Below are 16,256 nucleotides of genomic sequence, written 5' to 3'. Positions count from 1 at the left end.
TTATGCAGCATCATCTTTTTGTCGACGTCCAGTCAAATAGCTTTCCAAATTTTTTACTTGTTTTTCATCAAATGCCAAACCTAGCTTAGTTCTACGCCACAATATATCTTCTGCCGTATTTGCCCATTCATTTTCACATAAATACTGAACTTCAGATTCAAATAAACCGTGACCAAAATCTTGTCCCAACTGCTCAAGAGTTTTTTGCTCATGCAAAATATTCCAAACTCTAGAGCCATACGCATTTGCCCAGCGCGTAGCAAGCTGCTCAGTTACCCCTTCCACTTGGTTTTGAATCCTTATAACTAAATCTTCAAGTGTGGTCCAATTCACTGCACCAGGTAATACTTCATTTGCGGTCCACTCCTCTCCCATTTCTATGAAAAATGAGCTAAGTTGTTCCAGAGCTGATTCCGCTAATTTCCGGTAGGTCGTAATCTTTCCACCAAATACGGACAGTAATGGAATGGTTTTATCTTCCACTTGCAATGCCACAGTATAGTCACGTGTAACTGCTGAAGGATTATCTGACTCATCATCACATAACGCTCGGACTCCAGAAAACTGACTTACAATATCTGCGCGGGTGAGCTGCTTTTTAAAATGAGAATTTGTCACTGCTAAAAGGTAATCAATTTCTACTTCTGTAATCTCCACCTTTTGTGGATCATCCAAATATTCCTGATCTGTCGTACCTATTAATGTGTATTGTTCTAAATAAGGAATGGCAAACACAATACGTCGATCTTCGTTTTGCATAATAAAGGCTTTATGGCAATCGTACAGTTTAGGCACAACAATATGACTTCCTTGTATAAGCCGAATTTGATATGGCGATTTTAATTGTAGGTTTTCACTAATAATTTCCTCGACCCAAGGGCCGGCTGCATTCACTAACGCTTTTGCACGTATTTGATAAAGCTCAGTCCCAGTTTGTAATTCCAGATGCCACAAGTCTTGTTGTCTATAAGCCTTAATACATCGTGTTCGTGTTACAACTTTAGCCCCATTCTCTTTCGCTTGTAGCGCGTTTAATACGACAAGACGTGCATCATCTACAGTACAATCAGAATATTCAAAGCCTCGAGTTATAGCTGGCTTTAAGGGACTATCTTCTTTGAAATAAATGAGATTTGATCCTAATAATTTTTCTCGTTTTCCTAAATGATCATAAAAAAATAGGCCTGCCCGAATTAACCATGCAGGACGTAAATGTGGTCGATGAGGCATAATAAAACGCATTGGTTTAATAATATGAGGGGCTTTAGCCAACAAGACTTCACGCTCTGCTAAAGCTTCTCTAACCAACCGAAATTCTTTATGTTCTAAATAGCGTAAACCACCGTGAATTAATTTACTGCTCGCAGATGAGGTATGACTAGCTAAATCGTCTTTTTCACATAAAAATACGGATAATCCGCGGCCCGCCGCATCATTAGCAATACCGACACCATTAATACCGCCACCAATCACGGCAATATCATATATTTTTGAATAATCATTAGCTTGTACTGTCATTTCTCATTTTCTTTTTATTGTTTATGTTATTAAAAATTAAAACATCAAATTGATGAAACAACAATCAAAAAAGCAGAATAATCAATTTTAAATAGCTACTAGGTTAACTCTTCATTGATTACTCTGCGATTTAATTAGTTTAAGAGGAAATCAATCCTCTGCCCAATTTTGACTACGTTGAACTGCCTTCAACCATCCCTTATACATAACTTCAGTTTCTTCAAGGCTGGTACGTGGCTCGAAAACTTTTTCTATTGCAGACTTATTCCTTAATTCATTTAAATCTTGCCAGAAACCTGTTGCCAGTCCAGCAAGAAAAGCAGCACCTAAAGCTGTTGTTTCTTTCATGGTGGGTCTTTCAACTGGTGTGGCTAAAATATCAGCCTGAAATTGCATTAAGAAATTATTAGCTGTTACTCCACCATCAACTCGGAGTGTTCGAAGCTCTTCTTCTGCATCTTGCTGCATCGCATCAAGTACATCTCTTGTCTGGTAAGCAATTGACTCTAAAGTTGCACGAATAATATGTTCTATACTCGCTCCACGAGTGAGTCCAAAAATCGCTCCGCGAGCGGTCGGATCCCAATATGGAGCACCTAAACCTGTAAAGGCAGGTACTACATATACGCCATTACTGTCCTTTACGCGTGTTGCATAAAGCTCCGAGTCTTTAGCGTTCTTAATCACCTTCAGCTCATCACGAAGCCACTGTACACAAGAGCCTCCATTAAACACGGCGCCCTCTAAAGCATAGTTCACTTCACCATGTGCACCACACGCAATAGTAGTCAGTAAGCCATGCTCTGAACGGACAATCTTTTTACCCGTGTTCATTAAAAGAAAACAGCCTGTACCATAAGTATTTTTTGCTTGTCCAGGTTCTACGCACATTTGCCCAAAAAGTGCAGCTTGTTGATCCCCTGCTATACCTGCAATTGGAATTCCAACCTCTTGCCCACTAATTGTATGTGTATAACCATACACCTCCGATGAACTACGCACCTCTGGTAGCATTGCTTTAGGAATATCTAAAGCTTGTAAAAGTTGCTCATCCCATTCAAGCTTTTCAATATCAAAAAGCATTGTTCGCGAAGCATTGGTGAAATCAGTGACATGGGCTGCGCCATTGGTTAATTTCCAGATTAACCATGTATCGACCGTACCAAATAATAACTCCCCTCGCTCGGCCCGTTCACGGCTTCCTTCTACATGGTCTAGAATCCATTTTATTTTGGTGGCAGAAAAATACGGATCAATCACCAAACCTGTCACTTTACGGACGTGATCTTGCCAACCCGCCTTTTGTAATTGATTACATATCTCTGTAGTTTGACGGCTTTGCCAAACAATTGCATTGTAAATAGGTTTTCCTGTTTTCTTATCCCATACAATTGTGGTTTCCCGCTGGTTTGTAATCCCAATTGCCGCAACTTGTTCACTCTTAATGCTAGCTTGAGCCAATACCTCTACCCATACAGCACTTTGTGTCGCCCAAATTTCCATAGGATCATGCTCGACCCAACCTGGTTGAGGATAAATCTGGGTAAATTCTTTTTGAGCAATACTTACAACGTTAGCATCATGATCTAAAACAATTGCTCTTGAGCTTGTTGTTCCCTGATCGAAAGCGACAATATATTTTTTCGGGCAATTTGACATCTGAACGTCCCTTTCATTATTTACACACACTAGCTCATGACGATAAAACATCATGTCTAACTGCATTATTCAAAATTTTCTTTGGAATATATCATTGTTTTTAACGCATATATTGCTTCTTAAACTAAACATTCGTCATTCTTGATCAATTTTCTTATCTTTATGGGAAAATAATGTGCAGTAAGTCAAAATTTAGCTACAAGAACATGCGAATTGTCTAATTTGAAATCACATAAATATTCAACCTATCCCTTTGCTTAAATAATAAACATTGTTTTACAGACATAAAAAAAATAAAGTGAAATACTCCTCTGGATAATATGTAAAAACGGAATAAATTCTCTCTTTTTTAGCATTTAACCCAAGCGAAACATGGAGCGACCCATGGTTGATCAACCCTCTACAGCAACAACTCCACAACCTCATTTAGATACAAAAACTCGCCTAAAATCAATTTTAGGTGGTTCTGCTGGTAACCTTGTCGAATGGTACGACTGGTATGTATATGCCGCATTTACCCTCTATTTTGCTCATGCTTTTTTCCCCAAAGGAAGTCAAACTGCTCAGTTACTTCAAGCAGCCGCTATTTTTGCTGTAGGTTTCTTAATGCGCCCAATCGGTGCATGGATTATGGGAATCTATTCAGACCGTAAAGGACGCAAAGCAGGTCTTACGCTTTCCGTCACTTTAATGTGTGTCGGTTCTCTACTCATTGCAGTCACCCCTTCCTATGAAAGCATTGGCGTATTCGCTCCACTACTTTTGGTTGTCGCACGTTTAATTCAAGGTTTAAGTGTAGGCGGTGAATATGGTGCAAGCGCCACCTATTTAAGTGAAATGGCTGAAAGAAATCGACGTGGTTTTTTCTCAAGCTTTCAATATGTAACCTTAATTGCAGGACAATTGACGGCTCTATGTGTTCTTTTAATATTACAAATCGTATTAACCGAACAACAGTTGCATGATTGGGGATGGCGCATTCCATTCTTTATTGGCGCTTTACTTGCCATTGTTGTGTTCCGTATTCGTCGTGGCTTATTAGAAACACAATCTTTTAAAAATGCTCAAGCTGAAAAAGACCAGCCACAATCAGGCATGTTTGCTTTATTCAAGCACTACCCAAAAGAAGCTTTTACAGTATTATTTTTAACAGCTGGCGGAACTTTAGCTTTTTATACCTACACCACTTACCTACAAAAATATTTAGTGAATACTTCCGGATTTACAAAACCCGAAGCCACTCAAATTACCACTTTAGCGCTATTTATTTTCATGTGCTTACAACCTGTAGCTGGTGCTTTGTCAGACCGAATCGGACGTAAACCACTCATGATCGCTTTTGGTGTAACTGGGGTTTTATTTACTTATATTTTATTTAATACCCTTGCAACCACACACAACTATTGGACTGCTTTCTGGTTATGTTTGGCAGGTCTAGTTATGGTAACAGGCTATACATCAATTAATGCCGTGGTTAAAGCTGAACTTTTCCCTGCTCATATTCGGGCTTTAGGGGTAGCTTTACCCTACGCGATTGCCAATACCTTGTTTGGCGGTACAGCAGAGTTCTTTGCTTTGAGTTTTAAAGAGGCTGGTCATGAATCTTGGTACTTTATTTATGTAACTATTATGATCTTCATTTCACTCATTATTTATATTTTTATGAAAGATACTAAGCATCATTCAAAAATTAAAGAACATTAATATTTTACCAATAAGCGCTAATATCGCGAGCCGATGTTAGCTTAAATCGTGCGATTAAGCCCCAACAATCGTTGTGTTTATGAGATACTAGAGATAAGAATATAAGGATGATACTGATGAATAGAAGTATTTTATGTTTGGCATTAAGCAGCATGTTTATTTTAACTGCTTGTCAGACCACCCCTCGACAATATAATGGCTCAACTGGCTATCAAATTGAAAACCAAACAAAAACTTCCGCAACTTTAGCTTATACATTGGCTAGCCGCACTAATCAGCAATTAGATGAACGTAAATTGCAACGTGCTTGTCAAAATGTATTGGGTGCTCAAAAAGTTTATAAATTGTCAGTTCTTAGCATTAATGAGATTTCAAACCCAGCTCAACAAGAACATTATGGTGTTCAATTGGGTGAAACTCGTGCCTCATTTGGTTTATCTAATACACCGAGCTTAAACAACGGTGAAGATTATGCGACTCGTCAAGCGCTTGAAGCACGCCCGAGTACGCTAAAAGTCGTTCGTTATACTTGCTCATAATATAAAAAAAAGACGCTGTTTTTACAGCGTCTTATAAAAACTTACATTTCTAAATTCTTTTGCTTCATCAAGGTCTGGCCATGTTGATGCACTTCTTTCATCAATCTTTTGATATTTAGTATGACTAAAGTTTTTAACACGGCTATCTGCGACCCAGACTTCTGGCGCAAACTTTAAAAACTCATCTAAGAAGAAACGGTTGCACTGGTCATATAACACATCGGCTGCCAATAAAATATCAACTTGCTCTGCTTTATATAAATCGTCTAAATATTCCAGCTCAACATCATTTAACAAAGCATTTTCACGGCAGGCCGCAAGACTAACTTGATCAATATCACAACAAATTACTTTTTTAGCACCAGCCATTTTTGCTGCAATTGCAACAACACCAGAACCTGCACCAAAATCGAGAACAACTTTACCTTTGACATGATGTGGCTCTGCAAGCAACCACTGCGCCATTGCTAAACCAGATGCCCAGCAAAAAATCCAGTACGGCGTGTCATTCCAGATTCGGCGAATAATTTCATCATCTAAGCGATCAGTTGGAAAAACTGGCGGAATCAACCATAAAGAAATAGGTGTTTCCGGCAACTGCTGTGCTATTAATTCACAATGAGGGATGACTTCATGCAAGGCTTGAAGTAAATGTTCAGGGGCTTTGGTAAGTTGAAAGGTGCAGCTCATCAGAGTTCTTTTAATTCGTTTATATAACAAGCATAACAGAGTCATTCCATTATGATTTGAATTTTTAGAATAACCTTCTGTTAGACCTACTTTTCTTTCGGGAAAAGTAGGCAAAACCATTGTCATCCGCAAAACTCGACAAATACTATCTACACTCGATAGCATCGCAGAAACATTAAATTTTAATGTAATCCTGCCTCAAACAATTGCGGATGACGGTTACGCGTATCAATAACTGCCTAGCGTTAATTAAATTAACCTAAAGCTTTTTCAGCAGCTTCTACAGTTTGACGAATCAAAGTTGTAATTGTCATCGGACCTACACCACCTGGTACTGGTGTATATGCAGAAGCAATTTCTTCGATACCTTGTAGCTGGATGTCGCCTACACCACCGCCATCACGAGGATGGAAACCAGCATCGACAACCACTGCACCTTGTTTAATCCAATCTTTTTGAATAAGTTCAGCCTTACCTACAGCACCAACAATAATGTCAGCCTGTTTTACAAGCTCAGGTAAGTTTTGTGTGCGTGAATGACAAATCGTTACTGTTGCATTGGCTTGCAAAAGCATCATTGCCATTGGTTTACCTAAAATTGCTGAACGACCAACTACAACTGCATGTTTGCCCGCAATTTCAATGTTGTTCTCTTTTAGAATAGTCATAATGCCGGCTGGAGTTGCTGAACCATATGCAGCTTCACCCATTGCCATACGGCCAAAACCGAGGCAAGTCACGCCATCTACATCTTTAGCTAACGAAATCGCATCAAAACATGCGCGTTCATCAATTTGTGCAGGTACGGGATGTTGTAAAAGAATACCGTGAACATCTGGATTGGCATTAAGCTTTTCGATTTCTGCTAATAATTGTTCTGTTGTAGTTTCTTGTGATAATTCAATTTTTAAAGAATCCATCCCTACTCGACGGCAGGCATTTCCTTTCATGCGTACATAAGTTGCAGATGCGCCATCATCCCCAACCAAAATAGTCGCCAAAATCGGGGTACGACCTGTTTTAGCTTTTAAAGCTTCAACACGTACCGACAAATTTTCTTCAATTTGCTTTGCTAATGCACGACCGTCTAAAACCAATGCCACAGCACATCTCCAAGGTAGACATGAATTTAATATGCCAATAATACATGATTATTTGGACAATTTTATTCTAGATGTTGCTTTTATGTTCATCTTCACTAAAAACAGTATTGTTTTTTCTGTAAAGGTTGCTAATATGTGCATCACCAAATGTAGGCGGGGTGGCAGAGTGGTCATGCAGCGGACTGCAACTCCGTGGACGCCGGTTCGATTCCGACCTCCGCCTCCAAATTTGGTAAAGCCCGGGTGGTGAAATAGGTAGACACAGGGGATTTAAAATCCCCCGCCCACAAAGCGTGCCGGTTCGAGTCCGGCCCCGGGCACCATTTTCTAATACTGAAAATGGTGCCATAAAGAATCCAGCGTAAGCTGGTTTTTTTATGCCTATAAAAAATAAAGGATGCTGCTTAGCACCCTTTACTCTATCCAAGATATTTAAGCAGTTTTTTGCTTATCTTTTTCAGGTGTCAAATTCACATCTAATACCAATTGATATTGTCGACTTGTATCTACTTTATATTCTGCACTTTTAATTGAATCTACAAAAATCCAATCCGACTGCACCTGTGCCTGATCCAACGTAACCAACAAATAGCCTCGCTGATTTAAATTACAATAAGCCAATTCATCAATAAGCGTAGTAAAAGCAAATTCAAACTGTTGCAATTGAGCTATCGGAATACTTAAATATTTTTCGAGGCCTGGTGAAGAAACTGAACTTGTCGCCAACTCAACCCCAACATATTGACCTTTTTGGCTATACAAATAAGATGCCCATGCATTATGAGTATCACCTGCCAGAACAATAATTTTCTTATTCAAACTCGCTAAGTTTTCATATACGGTTTCACGTTCAGCATAATAACCATCCCAAGCATCGAGGTTATATGGCACTACTGTTGTGACTCGCGTTTTCTCTTGAGCAGTTAATGTTGGATCGCCCTGTTCTAATCGCAGTTTCAAGGTGACTAGCTCTGTAATTTGCGCATTCATTTTAGCCAAGGTTTCAGCCGAAGCCCCACCTGAAGTAATTTGCCCTAAAGACAACAATAATTCAGCAGGAATCCACATCTTACTCATTAGAACTTGCTGACCAATCACATTCCATGTTGCAGTTGAACTTTGTAAGACACCTACTATATTTTTCTCTTTACTACCCAATAACCACTCACGCTGAGTTTGCCCCATTAAGGTCCGCATTGGATTAGTTAAATCCGCTTGGAATTTTGCAATATCCAAACCATTCGCTGTTATATATTTGCCATAATCCAACTGCTCGTCACGGGCAATAATGCGAGTATCTAACATCATTAAATTGACAAGCCCCCCAAAATCAAACTGGCGATAAATCTTAGTGTGCTGATCATCGACAGGACGGATAGGCATCCATTCAAAATAAGCTTGTAAAGCCGCTAGCTTTCTTTCTAAAAACTTACCTTCATTCTTTGCTTTTAGTGTTTCTTCCGTATGATTCTCAGCCCCTTCATGCCAAGTATCATTTGCTAACTCATGGTCATCCCAAATTACAATAAAAGGATGACGCTGGTGAGCTGCTTGCAAGTCTTTATCTTGACGATAAAGTGCATAACGTTTGCGATAATCATCTAGTTTGATAATTTCTTTATTATTATCTGTTGGTAAGGTTCGACCAAGTTTTGCTGCATCTTCCGCCGCATAGCCATCTGCCCCATATTCATAAATATAATCACCTAAATGAATAATGACATCGACATTCTGCTTTGCCATTTCACGGTAAACATAAAAGTAACCTGCCGGATAGTTCGAGCAAGAACATACGGCAAAAGTAACTTTATTAGTACTTATTGGTAATGTTTTAGTTTGACCGACAGATGAAATTTTATTCCCAAAACGGAAACGATAATAATAAATGGTATTCGCCTGTAGTCCTGCTGCATCTACCTTCACCGTAAAGTCGTCAGTCTTGGTCGTTTCAACCATCCCCGTCTTTAAATTCTGCTTAAATTGATTATCAGTGGCAATTTCCCAAGTAACTTTAAGGCGTGCATTAAGATCTACTGGTGTTAATCGCGTCCATAAAATCACTTTATCTTGCAAAGGGTCGCCGCTCGCAACCCCATGTAAAAAATCTGCTTGTGCCTCTGTACTTTCATCGTCTGAGCCATCATTACAACCCGTAAAAGCTACAGGCAAAGACAGCGCCCCAAAACCGAATAGACTTTTTTGAATTAATTCTCGGCGTGAAATTTTCTCTGACATACAACTACCTAAGTTTTAAGCAATGAGTGCCTTAAACTTAAGTAGATAAGATGAACAACTGATCTCAATTTGATGAAGAAATTATGACTTAAGTAGATCTTATTTTTAAATAGATGTACGAACTGATTGAAAATAAAGCAAACTATCCGATTTTCTCTTGCCAATCGCCGTCTTGTCATCTATTATTGCGCACATGCCCGGGTGGTGAAATAGGTAGACACAGGGGATTTAAAATCCCCCGCCCACAAAGCGTGCCGGTTCGAGTCCGGCCCCGGGCACCATTTTCTAATATTGAATTTGGTGTTACCAAGAATCCAGCGTAAGCTGGTTTTTTTATGCCTAATTAAAATGAATTTTATGATAAGAATATTATTACTTCTGTGTAGCATCCTTTCTATATCCAAGGTTTACGCTACAGATCTTTTTTCTGGCACTATTTCTTTCAAAGATGACAACTGGTACTTTTCACGCTGCTCAATTACCAAAGATGATTACTTAATTAAAGCACCTGAGCAGATCATAGATAAATTCAAAGCATTACAACAAAAACGAGAACCCTATTGGATCAGTTTATTAGCAGATGCCGATTATCAAGAGAATGGTGTTTTAGTGTTAAAAATTAAAGAAATAAATGAAATTCATTCAAAGGCATCTTGTCATTTATTAGATGCATTTGAAAATATTGAGAATCGAGAGTAATCACCACTCTCGATTCATAACCAGCTCTTCCATCTCAAGATCCAAATATCCTGCACCCTGCGCCACCATCATCATTGCCTCAGCAATATAGTCAGCAGCACTATCATCTAGTGAAGAATCCAGATCTTCGAACTGTGGTTTCATTTCATTAATTTCAATAACAGTTTGATGAGCATATCGATAGATATCCTGATCAGCTAAAGCAGACTTTTGAACTTTTTTGGCAAATTGTTCAATTAACTGCTTGAGTTCAGCGACTAAAATATCTGGATAATACTCATCATCAAACATTGGGAGAAGTAAGTCTTCGAACATACAAAAGTTTACACAGCAGCAGAAACCTGCCGCTTATAACATATTTTCAAAATAATAACGACAATTTTCCCTGACTCAATCATCCAATTCAGGAAATTAATTAATCATGATTTCTTTATAAAAGCTTATTTTTCAAGCTTGTTCCATCGCTTTCCAAACGAGAATTGCATCATGCATGGCTTTTACATCATGTGCACGAACAATGGATGCTCCTTGCTGAATACTAAGCAAATGCCCTGTAACGCTTCCTACCGCGCGTTGATCTGCGGCTACACCCTTTAAAGCTTCACCAATAAAACGTTTACGAGAAAGACCCGATAAAATTGGATAACCCATATCATTAAGTTTCCAAAACTCTTTTAATAGTTTTAAATTTTGCTGTGCATTTTTTGCAAAACCAAATCCCGGATCAATAATAATATTATGCTTTTTCACACCAGCAGCTAGAGCCTCATTAATACGCTGCTGAAGCTCTCGCATCACATCCGATGCAACATCTGTATACTGATCTAGCTGATTCATTGTGGTGGGCTCACCACGCATATGCATGATCACTACAGGTATATCTAACTCTGCTGCGGTTTTTAATGCATCTGGTCGAGTAAGCGCACGTACATCATTCCAAATATGTGCCCCTACTTCTTTCGCTGCACGGATAACATCTGGCTGACTTGTATCAATCGATAAAACCACATTATGTTTAGCTAAAGCTTCAACTACAGGAACAACTCGTCGCACCTCTTCTTCTACACTTACTTCAGATGCACCTGGTCGAGTAGATTCCCCGCCTATATCTATAATTGTGGCGCCTTGTTCAATCATATTTAATGCATACGCCACAGCTTGATCTAACTGATTATGCTTTCCACCATCACTAAAAGAGTCTGGTGTGACATTTAAAATACCCATAACGTGAGGCTGTGATAAATCTAACTGAAGCTGTCCACATTGTAGAATTTGCTGAGGTAAAGGCATTAGCTGCATGACAAGCTCCAATTTAATATTCGGCAACATTTTAACAAGTCTCTGCTCGATATACTGCTGATTTCTTTTCGGCTTTGCCGGAAATACACGCATAAAAAAAGAGCCACATGATAGTGGCTCTTTTTTTTAACTGGTTTAGTTCATTGCTGGTAATGGTGGTGGTGTAGATGGACCATCTTTTGGCGGTTCAAATGCAGCCACTGGATTTTCAGCAACATAGACCTTAGGCGGTTGTGGTTCACGACCTTCCATAATGTCACGAATTTGATCACGATCAATGGTTTCCCACTCCATCAAAGCTTTTACCATTGCATGTGCAATATCTTTATTACCTTCTAAGATATTACGTGCAACTTTATATTGCTCATCAAGAATACGGCGTACTTCTTCGTCAACCAACTGTTGAGTTGCTTCAGAGATAGTACGACTACCTACATTTCCAAAGAAACCATTCTGGTTTTCGTCTTCGTAAACCATTACGCCCATTTTGTCAGACATACCGTACTTAGTAACCATTGCACGCGCCATTTTAGTAGCTCGCTCAAAGTCATTTGAAGCACCAGTAGATTGCTGTTGGATAAACACTTCTTCAGCAATACGACCACCAAACAAAATCGCAATTTCGTTTAGCATCTTGTCTTTATAATGGCTAATCTGGTCTTGTTCAGGTAACTGCCAAGTTACACCTAAAGCCCAACCACGCGGCATGATTGTTACTTTATGAACAGGATCTGTACCAGGCAAAATCTCTGCAACAATTGCATGACCAGCTTCATGATAAGCAGTAGCACGACGCTCTTCTTCACGTAGAACCATCGACTTACGCTCTGGCCCCATGTAGATTTTATCTTTTGCATCTTCAAAGTCATGCATGTCAACAGTATTCTTATTACGACGTGCAGCAAATAATGCAGCTTCGTTAACAAGGTTTGCCAACTGTGCACCAGAGAAACCTGGTGTACCACGCGCTAAGACTTGCATGTCCACACCCGTGACTGAAGGTAACTTTTTCAAATGTACATTCAGAATTTGCTCACGACCACGAATATCTGGTAAACCAACCATTACTTGACGGTCAAAACGACCCGGACGCAATAATGCTTTATCAAGCACATCAGCACGGTTAGTTGCAGCAATAACAATTACGCCTTCATTACCTTCAAAACCGTCCATCTCTACAAGCATTTGGTTTAGGGTTTGTTCACGCTCATCATGACCACTACCTGTACCTGAACCACGGTGACGACCCACTGCATCAATCTCATCAATAAAGATGATACATGGCGCGTGACGCTTCGCTTGCTCAAACATATCACGGACACGGGACGCACCCACACCCACGAACATTTCTACAAAGTCAGAACCTGAAATGCTGAAGAAAGGAACCTTGGCTTCACCAGCAATTGCTTTAGCTAATAACGTTTTACCAGTACCCGGAGGACCAACCATAAGTACGCCACGAGGAATAGTAGCGCCCAAACGTTTGAATTTTGCAGGGTCTTTTAAGAAATCTACAATTTCAACAACTTCTTGTTTTGCTTCATCACAGCCGGCGACGTCAGAAAAATTGAGTTTAATCTGGTCTTCAGAAAGCATTTTTGCCTTTGACTTACCAAAACTCATCGGTCCATTCTTTCCGCCTGCACCACCACCCATGTTACGCATAAAGAACATGAATAACAAAATGATTAACAGTACAGGGAAACTAGCAATGAGAAGTTGCATCAAAATGCCTTGACGTTGCGGAGCTGTTCCCTCTACAACAACATTTTGTTTATTTAAGCTTGGCATAAGCTCAGTGTCTTCAACTTGCGGACGAACAGTTTCAAACTGTGATCCGTTAGTTTTTTCACCATTAATATTTAAACCGTCAATTGTGACTTGCTTAATTTGACCACTATTCACCGCTGCAACGAAATCTGAATATTTCATCGCAGTAGGCTTATTGCGGTCACTGATATTACTGAAAATTAAAATCAGAACACCAAGTATTATTAGCCACAATACGGCATTCTTGAAGTAATCGCTCAAAGCTTTATTCCCATATCGATCTAATTTGATCATGCCCAATCTTGGCCGATCGTCATAAAAGCAGCAACTGTATTGCTTGCGGATAACCTAAAAGTACAAAATGCACAATTTTTAGGAGCTTGGCAAGTAAACTTTATCGCAATGCTTTCTTACGCCCTTGTCCAATCAAAAAAACCTCTTTAGACCGCGCCCGAGAAGCTGCTGGTTTTGCTGTCTTTAACACATCAAAACTATCAACTACTTGTTTACGAAACTCATCGAATCCTGTGCCCTGGAACACTTTAACAACAAATTGTCCATTAGGACCCAGAACCTTTTGAGCGAAATCTAAAGCCAATTCACATAAGTAAATCTGTCTAGGTTGATCAACGGCCCTATTACCTGATGTATTGGGGGCCATATCAGAAATTACAATGTCTACTTGTCGCCCATTTAAAATATTTAACAATTTTTCAAATACATCTTCTTCTCTAAAGTCGCCTTGTAAGAAAGTGACATCAGGCAAAGCATCCATAGGCAAAATGTCGGAAGCAACCACTAAACCTTTGCTACCAACGAGTTTCCCAGCGATTTGAGACCAACTACCAGGAGCCGCGCCTAAATCCACTACAGTCATGCCTGGCTTAATCAACTTATATTTTTCTTGGATTTCAAGAAGTTTATAGGCTGCTCGAGCACGATATCCTTCCTTTTGTGCTTTTTTTACAAAAGGATCGTCCAGATGTTCCCTCATCCATACACGACTACTTTTCGACAATTTCTGGTTTGTAATGCGTGTTGCCATAACTCACTAAATATCAAAAAAACTTCTGATCGTTCATTGTACGTGAAAATTACTCTCATTACAGTACGGATGTAGCGTAATCTCACTAAGTTTTACAGTTTTTTTCCAATAATGTTGATCGATTATTTATACAGTTTTTCGTACATCTGGATTTAAGTTTTTTGCTATACTAAGCCGTTTTTAAAATCAGGTATTTTTAATGGCCGCTTTATCTATCCATGAACGTAAACGTTTACGTCAAATTGGTCATGTGCTTAATCCAGTTGTCATGATTGGTGGACAAGGCTTAACAGACGCAGTAATCGAAGAAACGCTTCGTGCTTTAAATGACCATGAGCTTATTAAAGTTAAGATTGCTGGTGAAGACCGTGAAGCGCGTACTGCAACAATTGACGCAATTGTAGAAGCGACAGGTGCTCAAGCTGTGCAAAAAATTGGTAAAATTGTTTTGCTTTACAAAAAAGCAGCTAAACAAAACCAGCATTTATCTAATCTTGTTCGTCACGCTCATCTAGCAAACTAATTTAATTTGACAAACTATGGCAAGTTACGAACTTTCAGCTTTTGATCGTTTTCAAGCTGTTTCCGTTGTTGGCGCAATTGAACAGCAAGCACCCTATACCTTAAATATCGGTTTTTGGATTCGTGATCCAAATCAACTTATTATCTGGCCTCAAGAAGTCGCGGCTCATCCTCGTCAAGATTTTTTGTGGGAAGAAACTTGTTTCGAAATTTTTGTTGGCGTGCATGGTGAAGATTATTATCGGGAAATTAATCTTTCCCCTTCTCAAGCATGGCAGTCATATCAGTTTGAAGAATATCGCTATCCAGAAAGTATACCTCCCCTTGCTGCTTACGATATTGAACTGAATCATCTCAAGCGTACTCACTATGGCTTAAATGTTAGTCTTGATTTAGGACAATTTATGCAACAGCATCGCTTGAAATGGGCAAACCTTTATTTAGGTTTGACTACAGTTTTAAAGACCAAAGAAGGTATGCAGTACTATGCAATGCAGCATAGTGGAAAAAGTGCAGATTTCCATAATAAACGTGACTGGTTACATCAGTTCTAAAAATAAAAAAGCGAGAAATTAATTCTCGCTTTTTTATAGCTGGATCAAAGCAGAGATCATTAATTGTCTCGTGCTTTATTCCAAGCTTCGACTGCATTACTTTTAGTACGCTTAATACTTTCACTTAGAGAATCTTTGTGTTTCAAAGAAATCTGACTAATATCACCCTTAAGCTCTTTGCTCACTTTCGTTAAATCTTCAATAAGGGCATTAATCTCTGCTTTCAAAGCATTTTTAAGGTCAGACAATCCTTCTTGTGAAGTACTAAACTGAGCTTTAATCACATCCAGACGCTGTAGAATATCTTGTTTAATTTGAACAAATTGATTTTGAATGTTCTTATTTAATTCGTGAGTTTCAGCTTCAATTTTCTCTTGAGTCTCGCTTAAAACTTCTTTGACTTGTTCTTGAGTCTCAGTAATTGCCTCTTTTACCTGAGTTGTTGCTTCTGTAGCAACTTCTTTAACTTGCTCAGTTTTTTCGGCAACAGCTTCTTTTACCTGTGCAGTTTTAGCAGTTACTGTTTTTTTAGCCTTAGTTGTAGTAGCAGCTATGGTCTCTTTCACTTCATTAACCTCAGCTTTTACCGACTCAACTACCGCTTGAGCTTTTTCGCTCACATCTGTTGAAACTTCATTATTGCTCATACTATTTCCTCATATTGTTTATTTTTTAACTAGCAATACAATAAATCTAGTTCCAAGAATTCCCCTTGCAAATTGTTAGACAATTTATCAAAAGTATCTAATTCAGATAAGCGGATATTTTTTTGTAAAAAGCAAGCAATGAATTATATTTTTTAGCAGAAAAGAAATAGACTTTAGAGGGTTCCATGCGTATAATGCGCTGTTAAGTTACAAGCGGGCAGACCGATAGGGAGGGCATGTTTTATCCAAACATCGCCGATCTTTTTTGGGTC

At 39.0% G+C, this 16,256-nt stretch carries 15 protein-coding genes, 3 tRNA genes and 1 pseudogene; 8 read left to right on the top strand and 11 right to left on the bottom strand.

The window, feature by feature from the left end; genetic code table 11:
• A complete protein-coding gene (gene glpD, locus F936_RS05130; protein WP_005045681.1) occupies positions 1-1,518 on the bottom strand; it encodes a glycerol-3-phosphate dehydrogenase in 1,518 nt (505 codons plus the stop codon).
• A gap of 150 nt (positions 1,519-1,668) precedes the next feature.
• Positions 1,669-3,177: a glycerol kinase GlpK gene (gene glpK / locus F936_RS05125; RefSeq protein WP_017390068.1), complete on the bottom strand. Its 1,509-nt coding sequence runs from the start codon at positions 3,175-3,177 to the stop codon at positions 1,669-1,671.
• Between the two features lie 372 nt (positions 3,178-3,549).
• Here glpK and F936_RS05120 point away from each other — a divergent pair, with 372 nt between their 5' ends.
• Together F936_RS05120 and F936_RS05115 are read left to right on the top strand one after the other, a co-directional pair.
• Entirely contained in the window at positions 3,550-4,881 is a 1,332-nt protein-coding gene (locus F936_RS05120; protein WP_003650090.1) for an MFS transporter, read from the top strand.
• Between the two features lie 116 nt (positions 4,882-4,997).
• On the top strand, positions 4,998-5,420 hold the full coding sequence (locus F936_RS05115; RefSeq protein ID WP_003650088.1) for a hypothetical protein: 423 nt from the start codon (positions 4,998-5,000) through the stop codon (positions 5,418-5,420).
• A 21-nt stretch (positions 5,421-5,441) separates the two neighbouring features.
• On the opposite strand, the gene F936_RS05110 is transcribed toward F936_RS05115, so the two are convergent.
• Positions 5,442-6,110: a class I SAM-dependent methyltransferase gene (locus tag F936_RS05110; protein WP_017390069.1), complete on the bottom strand. Its 669-nt coding sequence runs from the start codon at positions 6,108-6,110 to the stop codon at positions 5,442-5,444.
• 254 nt (positions 6,111-6,364) lie between these two features.
• Positions 6,365-7,213 carry a bifunctional methylenetetrahydrofolate dehydrogenase/methenyltetrahydrofolate cyclohydrolase FolD gene (folD, locus tag F936_RS05105; protein ID WP_003650084.1) on the bottom strand — a complete coding sequence of 283 codons (849 nt, stop codon included), beginning with the start codon at positions 7,211-7,213 and terminating at the stop codon, positions 6,365-6,367.
• A 152-nt stretch (positions 7,214-7,365) separates the two neighbouring features.
• On the opposite strand from folD, the gene F936_RS05100 reads away from it, so the two are divergent.
• Positions 7,366-7,439, top strand: a tRNA-Cys gene (locus F936_RS05100).
• An 11-nt stretch (positions 7,440-7,450) separates the two neighbouring features.
• Positions 7,451-7,536: transfer RNA gene (locus F936_RS05095), tRNA-Leu, on the top strand.
• A 109-nt stretch (positions 7,537-7,645) separates the two neighbouring features.
• Here the strand turns inward: F936_RS05095 and F936_RS05090 are convergent.
• Positions 7,646-9,448 carry an alkaline phosphatase D family protein gene (locus F936_RS05090; protein WP_005045670.1) on the bottom strand — a complete coding sequence of 601 codons (1,803 nt, stop codon included), beginning with the start codon at positions 9,446-9,448 and terminating at the stop codon, positions 7,646-7,648.
• A gap of 195 nt (positions 9,449-9,643) precedes the next feature.
• Here F936_RS05090 and F936_RS05085 point away from each other — a divergent pair.
• Positions 9,644-9,729: transfer RNA gene (locus F936_RS05085), tRNA-Leu, on the top strand.
• A gap of 76 nt (positions 9,730-9,805) precedes the next feature.
• Positions 9,806-10,147, top strand: coding sequence for a hypothetical protein (locus tag F936_RS19175; RefSeq protein ID WP_017390070.1), 342 nt, complete (start codon positions 9,806-9,808; stop codon positions 10,145-10,147).
• On the opposite strand, the gene F936_RS05075 is transcribed toward F936_RS19175, so the two are convergent.
• The 4 genes from F936_RS05075 to rlmE form a co-directional block, all read right to left on the bottom strand.
• Entirely contained in the window at positions 10,148-10,462 is a 315-nt protein-coding gene (locus tag F936_RS05075; protein WP_005038721.1) for a DUF5713 family protein, read from the bottom strand.
• Positions 10,463-10,594: 132 nt separating this feature from the next.
• Positions 10,595-11,446, bottom strand: coding sequence for a dihydropteroate synthase (gene folP, locus F936_RS05070; RefSeq protein ID WP_005045664.1), 852 nt, complete (start codon positions 11,444-11,446; stop codon positions 10,595-10,597).
• Positions 11,447-11,581: 135 nt separating this feature from the next.
• Positions 11,582-13,477, bottom strand: coding sequence for an ATP-dependent zinc metalloprotease FtsH (gene ftsH, locus F936_RS05065; RefSeq protein ID WP_026055597.1), 1,896 nt, complete (start codon positions 13,475-13,477; stop codon positions 11,582-11,584).
• 133 nt (positions 13,478-13,610) lie between these two features.
• Complete coding sequence (gene rlmE, locus F936_RS05060; protein WP_003650076.1) at positions 13,611-14,261, bottom strand: 23S rRNA (uridine(2552)-2'-O)-methyltransferase RlmE; 651 nt, start codon at positions 14,259-14,261, stop codon at positions 13,611-13,613.
• 199 nt (positions 14,262-14,460) lie between these two features.
• On the opposite strand from rlmE, the gene yhbY reads away from it, so the two are divergent.
• A complete protein-coding gene (yhbY, locus tag F936_RS05055; protein WP_003650075.1) occupies positions 14,461-14,784 on the top strand; it encodes a ribosome assembly RNA-binding protein YhbY in 324 nt (107 codons plus the stop codon).
• A 16-nt stretch (positions 14,785-14,800) separates the two neighbouring features.
• Positions 14,801-15,337 (top strand): DOMON-like domain-containing protein, encoded by a 537-nt coding sequence (locus tag F936_RS05050; protein WP_003650074.1) that lies wholly within the window; start codon positions 14,801-14,803, stop codon positions 15,335-15,337.
• Positions 15,338-15,396: 59 nt separating this feature from the next.
• On the opposite strand, the gene F936_RS05045 is transcribed toward F936_RS05050, so the two are convergent.
• Together F936_RS05045 and F936_RS18635 are read right to left on the bottom strand one after the other, a co-directional pair.
• Positions 15,397-15,984, bottom strand: a complete 588-nt coding sequence (locus F936_RS05045) for a hypothetical protein (RefSeq protein WP_003650073.1) — start codon at positions 15,982-15,984, stop codon at positions 15,397-15,399.
• A 29-nt stretch (positions 15,985-16,013) separates the two neighbouring features.
• Positions 16,014-16,171, bottom strand: a pseudogene (locus F936_RS18635) (hypothetical protein).
• Positions 16,172-16,256 lie beyond the last annotated feature (85 nt).

Origin of the sequence: Acinetobacter calcoaceticus DSM 30006 = CIP 81.8, assembly GCF_000368965.1 — a bacterium.
Lineage (GTDB): Bacteria > Pseudomonadota > Gammaproteobacteria > Pseudomonadales > Moraxellaceae > Acinetobacter > Acinetobacter calcoaceticus.
This window is presented reverse-complemented; position numbering and strand designations above follow the sequence as displayed.